The 17,313-nt window shown below is 64.5% G+C and carries 22 protein-coding genes and 2 tRNA genes; 17 read left to right on the top strand and 7 right to left on the bottom strand.

All coding sequences use genetic code 11. The features are described from left to right. Window positions 1-10 precede the first annotated feature (10 nt). The 5 genes from eif1A to AV929_RS14850 all read left to right on the top strand — a co-directional run bounded on the left by eif1A (window position 11) and on the right by AV929_RS14850 (window position 3,737). Window positions 11-298 carry a translation initiation factor eIF-1A gene (eif1A, locus tag AV929_RS14870; RefSeq protein ID WP_004516096.1) on the top strand — a complete coding sequence of 96 codons (288 nt, stop codon included), beginning with the start codon at window positions 11-13 and terminating at the stop codon, window positions 296-298. 41 nt (window positions 299-339) lie between these two features. Further along, a complete protein-coding gene (gene rio1 / locus AV929_RS14865; RefSeq protein WP_014041528.1) occupies window positions 340-1,275 on the top strand; it encodes a serine/threonine-protein kinase Rio1 in 936 nt (311 codons plus the stop codon). Window positions 1,276-1,484: 209 nt separating this feature from the next. Further along, entirely contained in the window at window positions 1,485-2,525 is a 1,041-nt protein-coding gene (locus AV929_RS14860) for a PAS domain-containing sensor histidine kinase (protein WP_044952056.1), read from the top strand. 95 nt (window positions 2,526-2,620) lie between these two features. Continuing rightward, a complete protein-coding gene (locus tag AV929_RS14855) occupies window positions 2,621-3,169 on the top strand; it encodes a KH domain-containing protein (RefSeq protein ID WP_004590591.1) in 549 nt (182 codons plus the stop codon). Window positions 3,170-3,296: 127 nt separating this feature from the next. Then, a complete protein-coding gene (locus AV929_RS14850; RefSeq protein WP_014041531.1) occupies window positions 3,297-3,737 on the top strand; it encodes an acyl-CoA thioesterase in 441 nt (146 codons plus the stop codon). Between the two features lie 57 nt (window positions 3,738-3,794). On the opposite strand, the gene AV929_RS14845 is transcribed toward AV929_RS14850, so the two are convergent. The 5 genes from AV929_RS14845 to AV929_RS14825 all read right to left on the bottom strand — a co-directional run bounded on the left by AV929_RS14845 (window position 3,795) and on the right by AV929_RS14825 (window position 5,720). Next, a complete protein-coding gene (locus AV929_RS14845; protein WP_014041532.1) occupies window positions 3,795-4,070 on the bottom strand; it encodes a hypothetical protein in 276 nt (91 codons plus the stop codon). Next, complete coding sequence (locus AV929_RS14840) at window positions 4,067-4,306, bottom strand: hypothetical protein (RefSeq protein ID WP_023843445.1); 240 nt, start codon at window positions 4,304-4,306, stop codon at window positions 4,067-4,069. The genes AV929_RS14845 and AV929_RS14840 overlap by 4 nt, the downstream gene beginning before the upstream one ends. 74 nt (window positions 4,307-4,380) lie before the next feature. Next, entirely contained in the window at window positions 4,381-4,620 is a 240-nt protein-coding gene (locus AV929_RS14835) for a hypothetical protein (RefSeq protein WP_230458902.1), read from the bottom strand. A gap of 304 nt (window positions 4,621-4,924) precedes the next feature. Further along, window positions 4,925-4,996 (bottom strand) — tRNA-Thr (locus tag AV929_RS14830). 67 nt (window positions 4,997-5,063) lie between these two features. Further along, the gene (locus AV929_RS14825) at window positions 5,064-5,720 is read right to left on the bottom strand and encodes a hypothetical protein (protein ID WP_014041535.1); all 657 of its coding nucleotides are present in this window, start codon (window positions 5,718-5,720) and stop codon (window positions 5,064-5,066) included. 60 nt (window positions 5,721-5,780) lie between these two features. Between AV929_RS14825 and AV929_RS14820 the strand changes: the two genes are divergently transcribed. Then, window positions 5,781-6,455, top strand: coding sequence for an enoyl-CoA hydratase/isomerase family protein (locus AV929_RS14820; RefSeq protein ID WP_064288616.1), 675 nt, complete (start codon window positions 5,781-5,783; stop codon window positions 6,453-6,455). 38 nt (window positions 6,456-6,493) lie between these two features. After that, the gene (locus tag AV929_RS14815) at window positions 6,494-7,264 is read left to right on the top strand and encodes a DUF3105 domain-containing protein (protein ID WP_064288615.1); all 771 of its coding nucleotides are present in this window, start codon (window positions 6,494-6,496) and stop codon (window positions 7,262-7,264) included. A 23-nt stretch (window positions 7,265-7,287) separates the two neighbouring features. Here AV929_RS14815 and AV929_RS14810 read toward each other — a convergent pair whose 3' ends face one another. Continuing rightward, window positions 7,288-8,121: an NAD+ synthase gene (locus AV929_RS14810; RefSeq protein ID WP_050037185.1), complete on the bottom strand. Its 834-nt coding sequence runs from the start codon at window positions 8,119-8,121 to the stop codon at window positions 7,288-7,290. 274 nt (window positions 8,122-8,395) lie between these two features. Between AV929_RS14810 and AV929_RS14805 the strand changes: the two genes are divergently transcribed. From AV929_RS14805 to AV929_RS14765, 10 genes are all read left to right on the top strand, one after another. Then, a tRNA-Gly gene (locus tag AV929_RS14805) sits at window positions 8,396-8,466 on the top strand. A gap of 735 nt (window positions 8,467-9,201) precedes the next feature. Next, the gene (locus AV929_RS14800; protein ID WP_064288614.1) at window positions 9,202-10,209 is read left to right on the top strand and encodes an AAA family ATPase; all 1,008 of its coding nucleotides are present in this window, start codon (window positions 9,202-9,204) and stop codon (window positions 10,207-10,209) included. Window positions 10,210-10,403: 194 nt separating this feature from the next. Beyond that, the gene (locus AV929_RS14795; protein ID WP_004516108.1) at window positions 10,404-10,712 is read left to right on the top strand and encodes a 30S ribosomal protein S24e; all 309 of its coding nucleotides are present in this window, start codon (window positions 10,404-10,406) and stop codon (window positions 10,710-10,712) included. Further along, the gene (locus AV929_RS14790; protein ID WP_004590578.1) at window positions 10,713-10,847 is read left to right on the top strand and encodes a 30S ribosomal protein S27ae; all 135 of its coding nucleotides are present in this window, start codon (window positions 10,713-10,715) and stop codon (window positions 10,845-10,847) included. Window positions 10,848-10,856: 9 nt separating this feature from the next. After that, a complete protein-coding gene (locus tag AV929_RS14785) occupies window positions 10,857-12,518 on the top strand; it encodes a bifunctional N(6)-L-threonylcarbamoyladenine synthase/serine/threonine protein kinase (RefSeq protein WP_064288613.1) in 1,662 nt (553 codons plus the stop codon). A 267-nt stretch (window positions 12,519-12,785) separates the two neighbouring features. After that, window positions 12,786-13,061, top strand: a complete 276-nt coding sequence (locus AV929_RS14780) for a DUF5808 domain-containing protein (RefSeq protein ID WP_004590574.1) — start codon at window positions 12,786-12,788, stop codon at window positions 13,059-13,061. Between the two features lie 65 nt (window positions 13,062-13,126). Beyond that, window positions 13,127-13,798, top strand: coding sequence for a non-canonical purine NTP pyrophosphatase (locus tag AV929_RS14775; protein WP_064288612.1), 672 nt, complete (start codon window positions 13,127-13,129; stop codon window positions 13,796-13,798). Then, on the top strand, window positions 13,788-13,910 hold the full coding sequence (locus AV929_RS22815) for a hypothetical protein (RefSeq protein WP_255355555.1): 123 nt from the start codon (window positions 13,788-13,790) through the stop codon (window positions 13,908-13,910). Before AV929_RS14775 ends, AV929_RS22815 begins: the two co-directional genes overlap by 11 nt. Continuing rightward, window positions 13,900-14,697 carry an SDR family oxidoreductase gene (locus AV929_RS14770; protein ID WP_014041542.1) on the top strand — a complete coding sequence of 266 codons (798 nt, stop codon included), beginning with the start codon at window positions 13,900-13,902 and terminating at the stop codon, window positions 14,695-14,697. The genes AV929_RS22815 and AV929_RS14770 overlap by 11 nt, the downstream gene beginning before the upstream one ends. Window positions 14,698-14,828: 131 nt before the next feature. Beyond that, on the top strand, window positions 14,829-16,532 hold the full coding sequence (locus AV929_RS14765; protein WP_064288611.1) for a HAMP domain-containing methyl-accepting chemotaxis protein: 1,704 nt from the start codon (window positions 14,829-14,831) through the stop codon (window positions 16,530-16,532). Window positions 16,533-16,548: 16 nt separating this feature from the next. On the opposite strand, the gene AV929_RS14760 is transcribed toward AV929_RS14765, so the two are convergent. Continuing rightward, window positions 16,549-17,025: a hypothetical protein gene (locus AV929_RS14760; RefSeq protein WP_014041544.1), complete on the bottom strand. Its 477-nt coding sequence runs from the start codon at window positions 17,023-17,025 to the stop codon at window positions 16,549-16,551. Window positions 17,026-17,313 lie beyond the last annotated feature (288 nt).

The raw sequence follows: 17,313 nt of genomic DNA, 5'->3' as shown, positions 1-17,313 counted from the left end.
AGTACCGTCTATGAGCGACAACGACAGCAGAAAGAACCTGCGGATGCCGGAAGAAGACGAGGTGTTCGCCGTCGTCATGGACATGCTTGGCGCGAACCGCGTCAAGGTACGCTGTATGGACGGCGTCGAACGCACAGCCCGGATTCCGGGCAAGATGCAAAAGCGGATCTGGATACGCGAAGACGACGTGGTCCTCGTCGAACCCTGGGACTGGCAAGACGAGAAAGCCGACATCACATGGCGCTATGAGAAACAGGACGCCGACCAACTGCGCGAGGAGGGCCACATTCAGGAGTAGCCTGATATGTATCTGGCTGCGGGCTCGACGGAGGCAAAAGCGTGACCGAGGGGCAGTTCGGCCTGCTCGATACGGACGACGTCGACTCACCGGGCGACGAGTGGGAAGAGGTCGACGTCTCCGACACGGAAGCCGACCGCATCGCCCGCAAGCGGGACCGCGAGTTCAGCGAGTTCCGCGAGCGCATCAAGGACGCCGACCAATTCAAAGTCGAGGCCAGCGTCTTCGACGACGCCACCTACGGCGCGCTGTACAAGCTCGTTCAGGACGGCCACATCGACGCTTTCGGCGGGCCGATCTCGACCGGCAAAGAGGCCAACGTCTACACAGCGCTGTCCGGCGATACAGAGGTCGCCGTCAAGGTGTACCGCATCAACGCCTCCGATTTCAAGGACATGCGGAGCTATCTCGACGGCGACCCCCGATTCGAGGGCATCGGCTCGGACAAAAAGAAGGTTGTCACCGCGTGGGTCCGCAAGGAGTCGTCGAACCTCAAGCGCGCACGGCGGGCCGGCGTTCGGACGCCGGAGCCCATCGCCGTCGAGCGGAACGTCCTCGTGATGGAGTATCTGGGGACCGAGGAGGGCCGCAGCAAACGTCTCAGCGAGGTCCACATCGAGAACCCGGAGACGGCCTACGAGGTCGTCAAGGAGTACACCCGGCGGCTGTACGACGCCGGCCTCGTCCACGGCGACCTCTCGGAGTACAACATCGTCTTCCACGAGGGCCAACTGTACATCATCGACCTGGGGCAGGCAGTGACCATCCACCACCCCAACGCCGACGATTTCCTCGAACGGGACTGCCGCAACGTCGCGAACTTCTTCGCCAGACAGGGCGTCGACGCCACCCCCGAGGATCTGCTCGCGTACGTCCGGGAGTACGCGACCCCGAAAGACAAGGACGATACCGCCCCGGGGAGCGACGACGACGCTGTCCCGCAGGGGACGCCGGCGGACCGTCGTGACGAGGAGTGAGTGGTCGCCATTGCCAGTCATGTCTGCAGGTTCTCACACACGAACCGACCGACAGCGCCGCTGTTACCCGGTTCATAACAACTCGCGTTTGCTGTGAAAACCACAGTGCGTAATATGTTAGTTACTGTATACATCTATATGGCTTACCTGTCACAGTGGTCCCTGTTCCGTGTGAACTATCGCTGGCCTGTCCAGGGTAGGTGCGGCTGATGGACACTACAGACAGCTCGGATCAGCAGTCAGCGCGCGACGACGACTCGGTGTCTGAGCGCCTCATCGAAGGACTGTCCTCGCATGCGGTGTTCATGCTCGATGCTAGTGGCACCATCACGACCTGGCCCGACCCGGCAGCGACGCTGTACGGCTACGACCGGGACGCGACGGTCGGCCACCACGTCGACATGCTGTTTGCCGACCCCGAAGAAATGGAGACGACCGTTGACGCACTGCTGACCGAGGCGGCAGACGGCCCCATAGAGACACAGCACTGGCACCGGCAGGCTGATAAGACGGTGTTCTGGGCGACACTCTCGCTCTCGCCGCTCGGGGATGGGGACCCCGAGGGGTTCGTCGCAGTCAGCCAGGACACGACCGAGAAACACCAGTACGACAAGATGCTCGAACGCCAGAACGACCGGCTCAAGGAGTTCACGGATATCCTCGCCCACGATCTGCGGAGCCCACTCAGTGTCATCTCCTCACGAGTGGATCTGGCCCGCGAAACCGGTGACGAGGAACACCTCGACGCGCTCGAAGAGACGAGCGACAGGATGGCCCGCCTCGTCGACGATTTGCTCTCTGTCGCCAAGCAGGGCAACGTCGTCACCGACCCGGAAACGACGAACGTCAAGGACGTTGTCGACACCGCTTGGGAAGGGGCCGGCGGCACAACCGAACGAGCCACGCTCCACTACGACCATGTTGGCTCGGTGAGCGCCGACGCCGACCGTCTCATCGAACTGTTCGAGAACCTCTTTCAGAACAGCATCCGACACGGCGACGGCGCCGTTATCGTCCGCGTCGGCCCGCTGGACCACGGCTTCTACGTCGAGGACGACGGCCCCGGCATCCCGGTAGACATCAAAGACGACGTGTTCGACCACGGCTTCACGACTGCCGAAGACGGCAGCGGCTACGGGCTCTCGATCGTCCGGACCATCGCGGGCGCACACGGCTGGGACATCCTCGTCACCGACAGCGACACGGGCGGCGCGCGGTTCGAAATCACCGGCGTCGAGTTTCTGGACTGAAGCGGGTTCTGCCGGCGGACGGCCGCCCGGCACTTGTCAGTCACGCGACTGCCGAAGTTTTAAACAGGCAGAACCTCCTACGGGGTAGTATACTTATGCAACACGTGAAGATTCCGCAGGACCGTATCGGTGTGCTGATCGGCGAGGGAGGTGAGACCATGCGCGAAATCGAGGAGCGCGCAGAGGTCCGGTTGGATATCGATTCCGAGGACGGCACGGTGAAAGTCGAGTCCGTCGGCGACCCCGTGACGGCGCTGAAAGGCCCCGACATCGTGAAGGCCATCGGCCGCGGGTTCGCGCCCGACGACGCGCTGGCACTGCTTGAGGACGACATGATGATGTTCGAACTCATCGACATCGAGGCCGCCTCCCGCAACAAGAACGACTTCCGCCGCCAGAAGGGCCGTCTCATCGGTGAGGGCGGCCGGACGCGGGAACTCATGCAGGAACTCTCCGGCGCGGCCGTGGTCATTTACGGCTCGACGCTGGGCATCATCGGCGGCCCGGAGCAGGTCGACGCCGTCCGGGAGGCCGCCGAGATGATTCTGGACGGTGCACCGCATGGCTCCGTCTACTCGTTCCTCGAACGCAAGCACAACGAGATGAAACACAAAGGCCTCGAATACCACCAGTTCACCGGATAAGTCCGGCACCGGAGCTGTTTGTCTGGCGGTTGCGAGCCACGGCACCAGTATGAATGCACGCCGTCACTGCTGAATCCCGTCAGCCGCGCACCACACCGTTTTCCCGGGACACGCTCTACGAGACGGTATGCCGACTATCGCCGATACCCATATCGTCAACCGTGAGCGCGTCCAGCCGACCCACGCTAACAACTACAACAGTGCCCACGGGGGCATCGTGATGAAGTGGATGGACGAAATCGGGGCGATGTCGGCCATGCGGGCCGCCAGAGAGTCCTGCGTGACCGCGCAGATGTCTCGCGTCGACTTCGAGCGCCCGATACCCATCGGTGACACCGCACTCATCGAGTCATACGCCTACGCGACGGGCCGAACCAGCGTCCGGGTTCGCATCGAAGTCGCCCGCGAGGACCCCCACACGGGCGAAACGGAGGAGACGACGAGCGCCTACGCCACCTTCGTCGCCGTCGACGACGGCACGCCCACGCCTGTGCCCGAACTGACGGCCGAAAGCGAGGCATGCAAGCGACTACGGGAAACGGCGCTCGCAGAAGAACCGCAGCGGTAGCCGACAGGAACTGCCACTAGAGGGCGGTGTTAGCGGGATGGCTTCCGTGCGCCAGGCTCAATGTGACGGGCTCCGCGGCGTGTCGAAGTAATTGAGCATATCCAGCACCGCGCCCAGTATGAAGCTGATAACGGCGATGACCAGAACGAGCCCCGTAAGCAGTGTCGAAATCGGGGGGGTCAGCATGAACTGGAACGCGGCGATGAAGACGCAGGTGACCATCCCAACGACCAGCAGGAACGAGCCTGCGCTGGGGTCCTCACCGGTGAGAAACTCGAGCCCGGCGAGGAAGCCGGATGTCTGTGGCGAGTCCTCGGTGACATCTTCAGTCATTGCTCGGCCTCGGGCTGTGCCGTTTCCGCGGCCCGTTGAATGATCTGCACGAGGTGTGACACCCAGAGCCCGCCGGTGAATCCGAACAGCGCGGAGACGACGACGGCCTTCGTGAGGGGGCCAAGCGGGGCGGCCGCCGCTAGCAGGCAGAGTCCTCCGAAGAGGAGCATCAGTCCGTACTGGATTCGGGTGTCAAGGTCAAGGCGTGTGATGGTCTGGGCGAGGGTTGAGCGCATGTGTCGATGGTGGTGGCTGGTCGGACGGCTGGTTGTAACTCGATACCACGGCGGAATCCGGCGTCAGTTCCTGTTCAGTCAGCGCCCTCTCGGAGAAGCCGTTTGATTTCGCCGAGTCTGAGATACGCGGCGAGTCCGAGGATGGTCGCAGGCCAGAGACCGATGAACTGACCCCGCTGTTTGTCGCCGCAGACGTAGTAGAAGTACAGCGCCAGGGCAACGGACGCGACGGACGCCAGCGCGGCGGGCCCCATGGCGCGGCCGTTCTCGGCTTGCGATACCGCCTCTGCCGTCTCGTCGTGTGTGGTACCCACATGCAATGTTGGGCCTACAGCGGTATATCCCTTTGCAAGCAGTCAGCAGAACTGAAGGTTTCGGGATTCCACGCTTCGGTACAATTTCGGGCTTGCAACTGCCACTATTGCCTCACCTGATCACGGAGTCCGTCGCTCTGGACAGTTAATTCGTTGTAGAAAGCCTCTGCCGGAATGTGAACCGGAGCAGGACGGTCGCCCTCACGCTGGTCGGCGCTGCGACTGGCAGGGATTCAAATTCCGGATCCGGCGTTTCACGCGCTCCGGACCCATCGCTGGCGCTCTGGGTCAGTCGCTTGGAAAAAGCCTAGGCCGGAATTTGAATCCGGGGTCTCGTCCTTACCAAGGACGCGCTTTACCGCTAAGCTACCCAGGCACGCATCAATGTGTATCCGGCAATTGTCTAAAGTCGTTTCGATTCAGGGCCGGTGTGTCGATTAGTATCAGTGGTCGGCGGCGGCCTCGGTCCCGTCGCCGGATGGCTGTTCGGCCCCCGCGCGGGCCCGGAGCGCGTCGGCAACCTCCTCACCGAGCAATTTGGCGTTCGACGGGAGGCCGTCAACGGCCAGTTCAGTCGCGTACTCGCGGAGCGTCGGTGTGGGTCGGATGCCGGCGGCGGTGACGCCGGCGACCACGGCGAGTTCCAGAATGTCAGTTTCGAGCGCGGCGTCGAGACTGTCGTCGTTGGTCGTCTGACGGACTGTCTGGTCGTGGCCGAACGAACGGACGACGGAGACGGCGGCGTCGGCGGCCTCGGTCCTGGCGAGCAGGTAGAAGCCACGCGAGACGAGGATGTCCGCGATGAGGATATCCAGGTCGGCCGCGTCGCGGTCGCCGTTGACCCAAGGGTCGTCGTGGGCCAGTTGGCGAGTGAGCGAAAGTCCCTCGTAGATGAGTTGAACGCCGGCGGCTCGGTCGGCGACGCCGTCGGCCAGGTCGACCGGTGGGTCGCTGGTTGCGCCCGCGCTGACGAGCGCCAGGACGCCGGGCGCAAGCGACGCGTCGTCCAGGCGAGCGGCGATCCGCTCGTGAAGCCGGTCAGGCTCGACATCGTCGACTGCCGCCAACGCCGCTCGGCGAACTGCCGCCACTTCCTCCATTATGAGGGTCTAGCGACGGGAAGGGCAAAGACCTTTGGAAACCGCAGAGTCACAGCAGGCATGGTACAGACCACGAGCGGCGATGGTATCCGGACCCTGACGCTCGACCGGCCCGACCAGCGCAACGCGCTCACCAGCATGGCGCTACGTGACCTCGAAACAGCAGTCGAGTCAGCGACCGAGCCAGTGCTGTATCTCCACGGCGCTGGCGAGGCGTTCTGCGCCGGCGCGGACCTCGACGAGGTCAAGGCCCTCGATTCGGAGAGCGCCGAGGCGTTCGCGGCGCTGGGTCAGCGGGTCGCTCGGACGCTCGAATCCTACGACGGGGCCGTCGTCGCCGGTATCGACGGCGCGGCGCGGGGCGGCGGCGTCGAACTGGCGCTGGCCTGCGATATCCGGGTGGCGACGCCCGGCGCGACCTTCGCGGAAACGGGGGTCAAACTCGGCCTGTTCGGGGCCTGGGGCGGGACAGCGCGGCTCCCCGACATCGTCGGGACCGGCGACGCGCTCGACATCGCGCTCTCTGGCCGAACGCTTGACGCCGAGACGGCGCTGCAGATGGGGCTGGTCTCACGGGTGACTGCGGAGCCTCGGGCTGTCGCTGAAGAGATAGCAGCCGTCGACGCGGACGCGCTTCGAGTGCTGAAAGCACGGATGCGAGACGATGCAGACAGGGAAACACAGGAGCGCCGCGAGCAGCAGGCCTTCGCCGACCTCAACGCGAAGACTGAGTAGGAAAGGGTACAAGACGACGCCTCGCATACGGACCGCCAATGGTCGACTGTGAGTACTGCGGGGAATCGTTCGACGGCGACGACGCCTACCTTGACCATCTCGCCGACGCCCACGACGGCGAACTGGGGGCTATCGACCATCGGCGCGTCGAGGAACACACTGAGGGCGAGGACGACGGGACCCTTCCGATGGGTCCACTCATCATCGGCATCGTCGTGGTGTTCGCTATCGGACTCACAGTGTACGCGACTCAGCTGAGTGGCAGCGACGGCGGCAGCAACGCGGACCTCGTCGGGACGGCGGGCGCACAGCCGCTGTCGGCAGTCGAGGCCTCCGGGGTCGAAGCGTCGTCACTGGACGACACCGGCGACAGCGACCGACTGGCCGGCGTCAAGCAGTTCCCGGACAGAGGGACCACCCACGTCGAAGAAGGCAGTGCTATCGACTACCAGCGGGTCCCGCCACTCTCCGGGACGCACTACGCTTCGACAGTCGATGCAGGCTTCTACGAGGCGACGCCGCTGCTCGGTTCGCTCGTCCACACGCTCGAACACGGCGCGGTCATCGTCTACTACGACCCCGATTCAATTTCCCCAGAAGCCAGAGAGAGCCTTCGGGAGTTCTCCAGCACCCACACCGGCACCTGGCGGAGCGTCATCGCTGTTCCGAACCCCAACGACGACCCGCGGGCGACCTACGTCGTGACGGCGTGGCGGCACGAGCTAACGATGGACAGCTACGACGCCGAGACCGTCCACGCGTTCCTCTCGGAGTATCTGGGTCGCGGCCCGGAGAACCCGGTCCGTTAACGACTAAGTCGAAGGAACAGGCCTCAGTACAGCGGGTCCGCACCCGGCGGCATCGCCCGCTTGTGGGCGCTCGATTCGTACATCTCGCGGACAGTCTCGACGACATCGAGCGGGACACCAAGCCGGTCGGCCGTCGCAGCCGCCGGGACGCCGCCGTCGATATGCAGGGCGAGGATAGAGTCGAGCGTGTCGTAGTCCATCCCCATCTCGTCGGCGTCGGTCTGGCCGGCCCACATCTCGGCGCTGGCGGTCTTTTCGGCGAGGTCGTCCGGGACGCCGACGTGTTTCGCCAGCTGCCGGACCTGCTGTTTGTACAGCGCCGCGATAGGATGGCAGTCGACCGCGCCGTCGCCGTACTTCGTGTAGTAGCCGACCAGTGCTTCGCTCCGGTTCCCGGTGCCCAGGACCAGCGCCTGCTCGTGGTTACCGACGAGATAGTTCAGCACCGCCCGACAGCGAACCCGGAGATTGCCGACGGCGAGCTGGTCGCCCTCGGCGTCGGGATAGGCGTCGAGGAATGCGTCGACCAGCGGGTTGATTTCGATAACGTCGTACTCGATGCCGAGCAGGTCGTTGGCCACGCGCTCGGCGTCACTCATGTTGTCCGCGCGGTTGACCTCGCTGGGCATCACGAGGCCGTGGACAGCGTCGCGGCCAAGCGCCTCGACAGCCAGGTGTGAGACGAGTGTGCTGTCGATGCCGCCAGAGAGCCCCAGCACCACGGTGTCGACACCGGCAGCGTCGACCTGGTCCTCGATGAACGACGTGATATGGTCGCGGTGGGCGTCCAGTTCAGCCTCGGAGAACGTCAGGTCGATCGGGTCGTTGGCCCGTACGACGGAGTCCGCTGTTGCCATATCTACTAGTTGGCCGGGCGGAACTAATACCCATCCATCGGCGCGATATTTTCGGACGACCGTCCAGTCGAAACGCTACGTTCAAGTGCGGTCGCTGTTGACAGTTCGATACGGGGTTCGCAGGTCCGACCGACCTGCAGTCTACCGAAGTGCGCCGGTGGTGAGCAAATCCGACGGATTTGCGAGCCTCGGCGCGCGAGTGAACGTAGTGAACGATGCGCGCCGGTGTTATGCGGTTCCAACGGAACCGCAATGCTCGGCGCGAGTGCAACGAGCGCCGGTGGTCCAGTGGTAGGACATTGCCTTCCCAAGGCAATAGCCCGGGTTCAATTCCCGGCCGGCGCATTTTGCTGCGAGCAAGTCGCGAGCAGCAAATGCAGTCCACGGGAATTGAATCACGCGAGGCGAACGGAGTGAGTCTCGCAATCGGGTTCAATTCCCGGCCGGCGCATTTTGATGCGAACAATTCGCGAGCAGTAAATGCAGTCCACAGGGAATTGAATCACGCGAGGCGAACGGAGTGAGTCTCGCAATCGGGTTCAATTCCCGGCCGGCGCACTCCCTGCGGTCGTTTGCCGCCCGATGTTCGCGAACGCGTCGCGTTCGCTCACTCCCGGCCGGCGGGTTTTGCTGCGAGCAATCCATGAACTCCAACCACAGTCGGAGATCGAGCCTCGCAAACAGCGTGCGGTTCGAACTCCGCCGGTCGTAGCGGCATGGTTCTAGGTACGTAGAATGAATGGTTATATGAGAATAACATGTAATATGTTAACGCATGCCTCGACCAGCCACTCGGCCCCACAATCCCCTACTGGAATGTAAGCAATGCCATGAGCCGGTGATAAAAACAGCCGACGCGGAGTTCGAGTGCGTGGAATGTGGATGGCAGCCAGTCGCGGACAGTCTGCTCTCGTAAGCGAGGGCCGGGGACCACCGGTGCCGGTGTGTCGGTCGCTATTGGGTTGCGGTCGTGAGCGGCGTCACTGAACGCGCCGCGATTGCACCATTGGTACCAGCGGATAGCGTGAGCCCGCGGACCGCGGGATACTTGTCGGGGCCGGGCATACCCAGTGCCAACAGATGGACGCGCCGCTGTGGACGGAGACACACGCCCCGGAGTTGTCGGATATCCGCCAGCCGAAGGCCCGCGAACACCTGCAAGGAGCCATCGAGGAGCCGATGAACCTCCTGGTCCACGGGCCGAAAGGGAGCGGGAAGACGGCCGCTGTCCGAGCCTTTGCCCGGGAGGTCCACGAGAACCCCGACGCGGACTTCACGGAACTCAACATGGCGGACGTGTTCGACATGACGAAAAAAGAGGTCTCGAACGATCCGCGGTTCGCGTCGTTCATCGATAGTAAACGCCGCCGCGAATCCTCGAAGGCCGACCTCATCAACCACGTCCTCAAGGAGTCCGCCAGCTACTCGCCGGTGTCGGGCAGCTACAAGACCATTCTGCTGGACAACGCCGAGGGGATGCGCGAAGACTTCCAGCAGGCGCTCCGTCGGGTGATGGAGCAGTACTACGAGGCGACGCAGTTCGTCATCGCGACGCGCCAGCCCTCGGCCGTTATCCCGCCGATCCGCTCGCGGTGTTTCCCGGTCGTGATGCGCGAACCGACTCACGAGGAGACGGCGTCCGTACTGGAGGACATCGTCACCGCGGAGGGCGTCGACCACGACGACGACGGCATCGAGTACGTCGCCGGCTACGCTGAGGGTGACCTCCGGACAGCAGTGCTGGCCGCCCAGACGACCGCCGAAGCCGAGGGCGAGGTGACGATGGACGCCGCGTTCGAGACGCTGAACGCCGTCGAAGCCGACGACCAGGTCGAGCAGATGATCGACGCGGCCGAAGACGGGCGCTTTACCGACGCGCGGTCGACGCTCGACGACCTGCTCGTCGACGAGGGGTATGGCGCGTCCGACATCCTCGACGACATACTGGCGGTGGCCCGGTCACGCTACTCCGGCGATCGACTGGCCGAAATTCACACCATGGCCGGGGAGACGGATATGGCGCTCGTCGACGCGGCCAACGAGCGAATTCATCTCTCACACCTCCTCGCACAGCTGGGCGAGCAGTAAGGGTCGGCGTCCAGCCGCTATCGCTTTATCAGGACTGTAACGGTCGGAGCGTGCCGCTACAGCGCGTTCCCGTTCCTCGCCGAATCACGGTACGGCTCGGTGACACGGAATCGCGGACGCTCAGCCGCCGAGGCGGCGTCAACCGCTTCGAAATCCTTTTACGCGCTTCGGCGGGTAGATACGGACAACGAACCATGGATATCGACATCATCGAAGAAGACGAGAATCCCATGTTGCACCGCACGGACGTCCGGTTCGAGGTCGTCCACGACGAAGCCACCCCCTCCCGTCTCTCTGTCCGCGACTCTCTTGCGGCCACGCTGAACAAGGATGCCGAAGAAGTCGTCATCCACAAGCTCGACACCAAGTTCGGCATGCGGAAGACGGTCGGCTACGCGAAGGTCTACGACAACCCCGAGTACGCTCGCGACGTCGAGCAGGACCACATGCTCGAACGCAACAAGATCGTCGCCGACGGCGAAGAGGAAGCGGAGGAAGCATAGATGCCACACAACGAGTACTACAGCGACGACGGCGAACTCGACCGCGAGACCTGTCCCCGGTGCGGTGACACCGTCCTCGCCGAGCACGAGGACCGCCAGCACTGCGGCAAGTGCGGCTACACCGAGTGGAAGTAAGGCCGCCCGATGCGTATTCTGGGTATCGAAGGTACCGCCTGGGCAGCCAGTGCTTCGGTGTTCGAGACGCCGGACCCAGCGCAGGTAACTGACGACGACCACGTTTTCATCGAGACGGACGCATACGCGCCAGACAGCGGCGGCATCCACCCGCGCGAGGCCGCCGAGCACATGGGCGAAGCCATCCCGACCGTCGTCGAGACGGCCATCGAGCACGCACACGAGCGGGCGGCCGCTGGCGGTACGAACGGGGACGGAGACGACAGCGCGCCGATTGACGCCGTCGCCTTCGCTCGTGGCCCGGGACTCGGCCCCTGTCTTCGCATCGTCGCCACAGCCGCTCGGGCGGTCGCCCAACGGTTCGACGTGCCGCTGGTCAGCGTGAACCACATGGTCGCCCACCTCGAAGTGGGCCGCCATCGCTCGGGCTTCGATTCGCCGGTGTGTCTGAACGCCTCCGGCGCGAACGCCCACATCCTGGGCTACCGCAACGGCCGGTACCGCGTGCTGGGCGAGACGATGGACACCGGCGTCGGCAACGCTATCGACAAGTTCACGCGACACATCGGCTGGTCGCACCCGGGCGGGCCGAAGGTCGAACAGCACGCCCGCGACGGCGAGTACCACGAACTGCCCTACGTCGTCAAGGGGATGGACTTCTCGTTCTCGGGCATCATGAGCGCCGCCAAGCAGGCCGTCGACGACGGCGTTCCGGTCGACGATGTCTGCCGCGGGATGGAGGAGACCATCTTCGCGATGCTGACGGAAGTCTCCGAGCGGGCGCTGTCGCTGACCGGCGCTGACGAGCTGGTGCTTGGCGGCGGCGTCGGCCAGAACGACCGTCTCCAGCGGATGCTCGGCGAGATGTGCGAGCAACGCGGCGCAACGTTTTACGCCCCCGAAAATCGCTTCCTGCGGGACAACGCGGGGATGATAGCCATACTCGGCGCGAAGATGTACGCGGCCGGCGACACCATCGCTATCGAAGACTCACAGATTGACTCGAACTTCCGGCCCGACGAGGTGACCGTCACCTGGCGCGGGACCGAAGAGTCGGTGGACAGCTATCGGGCGGCGGACGACGAAGTCCAGGGCGCGGAGGCGACCGTCCGCTTCGACGGTGATCGCGTCATCAAGGAGCGCGTGCCCCGCAGCTACCGCCATCCGACGCTCGACGAGCGCCTGCGAATCGAACGCACCAGACAGGAGGCCCGACTCACCAGCGAAGCCCGGCGCAACGGCGTCCCGACGCCGCTTGTCCGTGACGTGGACCCGCAGGAATCTCGTATCGTTTTCCAGCGCGTGGGCGATGCTGACCTGCGCGAGGGGCTGTCCGAGTCACGCGTTACAGACGTGGGCCGATGGCTCGCTCGCATCCACGACGCCGGCTTCGTCCACGGAGACCCGACGACGCGAAACGTCCGGGTCGGCAGCTGGGACGGACAGGGGGACCAGACGTTCCTGATCGACTTCGGCCTCGGCTACTACACGCAGGAGGCCGAGGACCACGCGATGGACCTCCACGTCCTCGCCCAGTCGCTCGCCGGGACCGCGGACGATCCCGAGACGCTGCTGTCGGCTGCCGAGGACGCCTACCGGACCGAGAGCGACCACGCCGACACGGTGTTCGCCAGCCTCGACGACATCGAGGGTCGGGGCCGGTATCAGTAGGATAGGAACCAAGGGCGGTGCTGAGTTGCGGTCGGCGGAGCAAGCATACCGCGGCCTTCGGCCGCGGTTTCACGCGAATCGCTCCGCGATTCGCGCCTTTTTCGCCCACGTTCACAAGAGCGAAGCTCTTGTGCAGCCCATCAGAAGTCTCCGACTTCTGAGGACGTTTTTGGACGGGGGTTGAGCGCTCGCCGGGAGCGAGCGCGATGCCCCCGTCGAAAAAGGTGGTGGACAAATGGTTTAACCTCGGCCCGAATAGGAATCGGTATGGCAGAAAAACCCCAGTCGGGAACGTTGTTCGGCGTGCCGTACAACTTCGAACGACCGAGCCTCAAGCGGTTGGTGTCGGCCTATTGGAAGCCGGGCGATGACATGCTGGTGGAGAAGCCGTTCGGCATCGGCTACACGCTGAACCTGGCGAACTGGCGCTCGTGGGTCGTGCTGGCGGTCGCCGGCGTGATGCTGTATCTCGAACGCGGCGGCAGCAGCGAGGAGTTCGAATCCGAGAGCGAGGACGAACCTGTCGAAGTCGTCGTCGACTGAGACGGATTGGTTGGGCGGTTGCGGAGTTTCGACGGCTCTTTTATCGCCGGTCGCTGTGTGCCGGTATGCTCAATTTTGTCACGACCAACCCCGGGAAGGTCCGGGAGGCGACCGAGTATCTCGACGACGAGGTCGAACAGTTCGACTTCGATTACCCGGAAGTCCAGGCAGACGACCTGAAAACGGTCGCGGCCGAGGGGGCGCGGGCGGCCTACCGAGCGGCTGACGGACCGGTCATCGTCGACGACGCAGGACTGTTCATCGACGCCTTCGACGGGTTCCCCGGGCCGTACTCCTCCTACGTCGAGGACACCGTCGGCGTAGAGCGCGTCTGGCGCATGACCGAGCCGGAGGACGACCGCGGCGCGGCGTTCAAGACGGTCATCGCCTACTGCGACGGCGAAGGGTTCGAGGCGACGCCTGATCCGGGCGGGATCGACCGCGAGGACCGGCGCGGACAGGACCTAGCGGCCGACGACCGCGGCGCGGCGACGACGGACGAACAGGTCCATGACGGGAGCGCGGGGAGGAGCAGCGAGACAGTCCCGGTAAAGCTGTTCGAGGGGCGCGTGAACGGTGAAATCGTCGCGCCGCGCGGCGAGGGCGGGTTCGGCTTCGACCCGATCTTCGAGCACGACGGAACGACGTTCGCGGAGATGAGCACCGAGCAGAAGAACGCGATCTCCCACCGCGGCCGGGCGTTGGCGAAGTTCGCGGAGTGGTACGGTGAGCGGTAGCGAACCGTCCGTCGAGGGATGGGGCCCATCCCTCGGAAGTTCCAGCGACGAGGGACCGACGGCGCTGGAACCCGAAGCGACACCGGTCGCGGAGTGGTACGGTGAGCGGTAGCGACGTGCCGGTCGTCGGGACCGGCGGCACCGCCCTGATAACCGGTGCGTCGGCGGGCATCGGCAAATCGCTGGCACAGGAGTTCGCCGCACGCGGGCACGACGTGGTGCTGGTCGCCCGGAGCGAGCGGAAACTGGAGCGGCTGGCCGCGGCCCTCGAAACGAGGGGCGTCACGGCGACACCGATTGTAATGGACCTCGACCACGCGGCGGCCGCCGAAGCCCTGTACGAGGAGGTGCTGGACCGCGAGCTGGACATCGGTGTCCTCGTCAACAACGTCGGCGTGGGGACCTACGGCCCGTTCGCGGAAAGCGATCTCGACGCCGAGCGGACGCAGTTGCGGCTGAACGTCATGCTCCCGGTCGAACTGACGCGGCTATTCCTCGACGAGTTCGACGACGGCGGCGCGGTTATCAACGTGGGTTCAGTCGCCGGGTTCCAGCCGGGACCGAATCTCGCTGGCTACTACGCGAGCAAAGCGTACATCAACAGCTTCAGCGAGGCGTTGGCCGAGGAACTCCGTGAGACTCCGGTCGATGTGACGGTCGTCTGTCCCGGCCCGGTCGACACAGAGTTTCAGGAACGAGCCGGGATGGCGGACTCGATGGTTGGGTCTGTCGCCTCGAATACGCCCGAAGCAGTCGCAACGGCGGCCTACGAAGGGGCCGCCGCTGGCGAGACAGTCGTGATTCCGCGGCGGTCGATGCGGCTTATCGACCGGCTGGTCAGGGTGACGCCGCGCTGTGTCGTCCGGCGCGTTGCAGCGCTGGTCAATCGAGGCCGGTAGAGAATCAAGTACGAGAACGCTATCGGCCCTGGGCTTGTGTCGCTTATTACCGGGCCTACGTCCACTGATTTCTTTTCAATATCCGAGAATTAGACTGGAACATTATTAAACACTGTAAGAAAAGGGTGCGTATGCTCACAGACCCCGTCGGACAGTACAAAGCGGTGATACGCGAATCACTGGACCTCTTCGGCGTCTCCGGCTCCGTCGAGCGGAAGGTGCTCGCGGCCGTCGGTCTACAGTTTGCCGCCTCGGTCGCGCTGGCAGTCGTCTCTCTCGTCGCCAGCGGGACCGTCCGGTTCGTCGTCACCGGTGTATTGCTCGCTGGCGCTATCGTCGCGTTCGCCAACACGGTGTTCATCACCCGCGAGGACTTCGTCGAGCCAATCACAGCCATGGCCGCGGGTGCGGACCACATCGCGTCCGGCGAGCTCGACGTGGAACTGCCCGAGAGCGAGCGGGACGACGAGGTCGCCGAACTGCTCTCGTCGTTTCGGTCGATGCAATCCTACCTTCTGACGGTGTCCCGACAGGCCGACGCGCTCTCCCGACAGGAGTTCGACGCCGACGTCCTCGACGAGGATGTCCCCGGAGCTTTCGGAGAGTCGTTGGAGAAGATGGCCGCCAGTATGGACGACTACACCACCGAACTCAAGACGATGACCAGCGACCTCGAACGGCGCTCCCAGGCGTTGAACGACCTCGTCGTCGCCTTCGGTGACGCCGCCGAACGGGCGAAAGACGGGGACCTGACGGCCACTATCGACGAGGACTTCGAGGCCGACGACGAGCAGTTCGACGCCGTTGTCCAGAACTACAACGACCTCGTGACGACGCTGGGGGAGACGGTTGCCACCGTCGCCGCGTTCGCAGAGGACGTCGACGAGACGAGCGATCACGTCACCCGGAGCGTCGAAGAGATCGACGATGCGAGCGACGAGATTTCCCGGTCGGTTCAGGAGATCTCGGCGGGAGCCAGTCAGCAGGCGTCGCGCCACGACGACGTCGCCTCGGAGATGAACAGGCTGTCTGCCACCGTCGAAGAGATCGCCGCGACCGCCGAAAGCGCCGCCGGGACCGCCGAGCAGGCGACACAGCGAGGCCGAGAGGGGCGCGCGGACGCCGAGCAAGCTATCGATGAACTCGACGAAATGGAGGCCCGTATCGACGACATCGCCGTTGCGGTCGAGAGTCTGGTCGACCAGATCAGCGAGATTGACGACGTCGTCGAGGTCATCACGGACATCGCCGAGCAGACCAATATGCTCGCGCTGAACGCCTCCATCGAGGCGGCCCGCGCGGACGGAAGCGGTGACGGGTTCGCCGTCGTCGCCGACGAGGTGAAGACGCTCGCCGAAGAGACCCGTGACGCTGCAACGGACGTATCGGACCGCATCGAGGCGGTCCAGCACGAGGCCAGCGAAACCGTCAGCGACGTGGAAGCGACGAACCAGCAGGTGACCGACAGCGCCGCAACCATCGAGTCGGCGCTCCGGGACTTCGAGGACATCGTCGACGTGCTCGGCGAGGTCAACGATTCGATTCAGGAGATATCAGGAGCTACCTCCGAACAGGCAGAGACCACGCAGGAGGTCGTCGATATGGTCGACGAAGTCGCGACAGTGAGCGAGCAGACCAACGAGGAGTCCGAGGCTGTCGCCGCCGCGACCGAGGAACAGACCGCGACGATTACCGAAGTGACCACCGAGGTACAGGAGATGGCAGCCCAGACCGACGAGTTGCGTGAGGTGCTTGCAGAATTCGACGTTGCCGAGGACGCAGCCGGGCCGTCGGGAGCAGGCGCCACAACCACCGTAACGACGGCTGACGACTAAGCAGCGAAATTACCGGCTACGCGCGTGGGTCACGGTCCGGACCGGGATACTCGCCGTCCTCGACGACTGGGTATAGTGACTCCGGGTCGAACAGGCGCGCGAAGGCGTCCGGTGGTCTGACACTCAGGGACAGATGACGGTTGAGCGACGCGCTGGTCCGGGCGCTCCGCAGGTCGTCATCGTAGGAGAGGAGGTGCTGTGCGCCGCCCCGATAGGCCGATGCCAGCGCGGGCTGGTCGCCGACCGGGTGCTCGACGATGTCACAGTCGGGTTCGATCCGCGCCCGCCAATCGGCCGCCAGGTCGTCGTCGGCGAGGTCGGCGATAACGGCAGCGGCATCGTCTAGCAGGTGGTCACTCGCGACGAGCGTGACCCACGAGTGCCGGCGGATGTGGTCGATAGCGGCACGGGCATCGCTGTCTGGTCCACACAGCAGATCGGCGGCGAGGACGTCGGCGTCGGCGACGACACGCGCCGGCGACGGCTCACGCATCGTCGTCCTCCGCCCGGTGCTCGTCGAGGGCCACACGGACAGCGTCGACCGTGGTCTGGTGGTCCGCCGCACGTTCGAACAACGTCGCCCAGGTCATAGCAGGAAGCAGTAGCTGAACGGGCAAAAAGCCGTGCCGTCTGTCGTCCGTCGGCCGCCTGTCTGACGGGCATTTATGTCTACCGGTAGCATTCCACCCGGTACGGGCGCGCTTCCACGGCTCCAGTGGATGTCGGTGCCACTGTGTGCCATCCTATCCTCCCCAGGCGCGCCCGGACACCGCGATCCTCC

The organism is Haloarcula sp. K1 (genome assembly GCF_001647155.1).
In the GTDB taxonomy this organism is placed as follows: Archaea; Halobacteriota; Halobacteria; order Halobacteriales; family Haloarculaceae; genus Haloarcula; species Haloarcula hispanica.
This window is presented reverse-complemented; position numbering and strand designations above follow the sequence as displayed.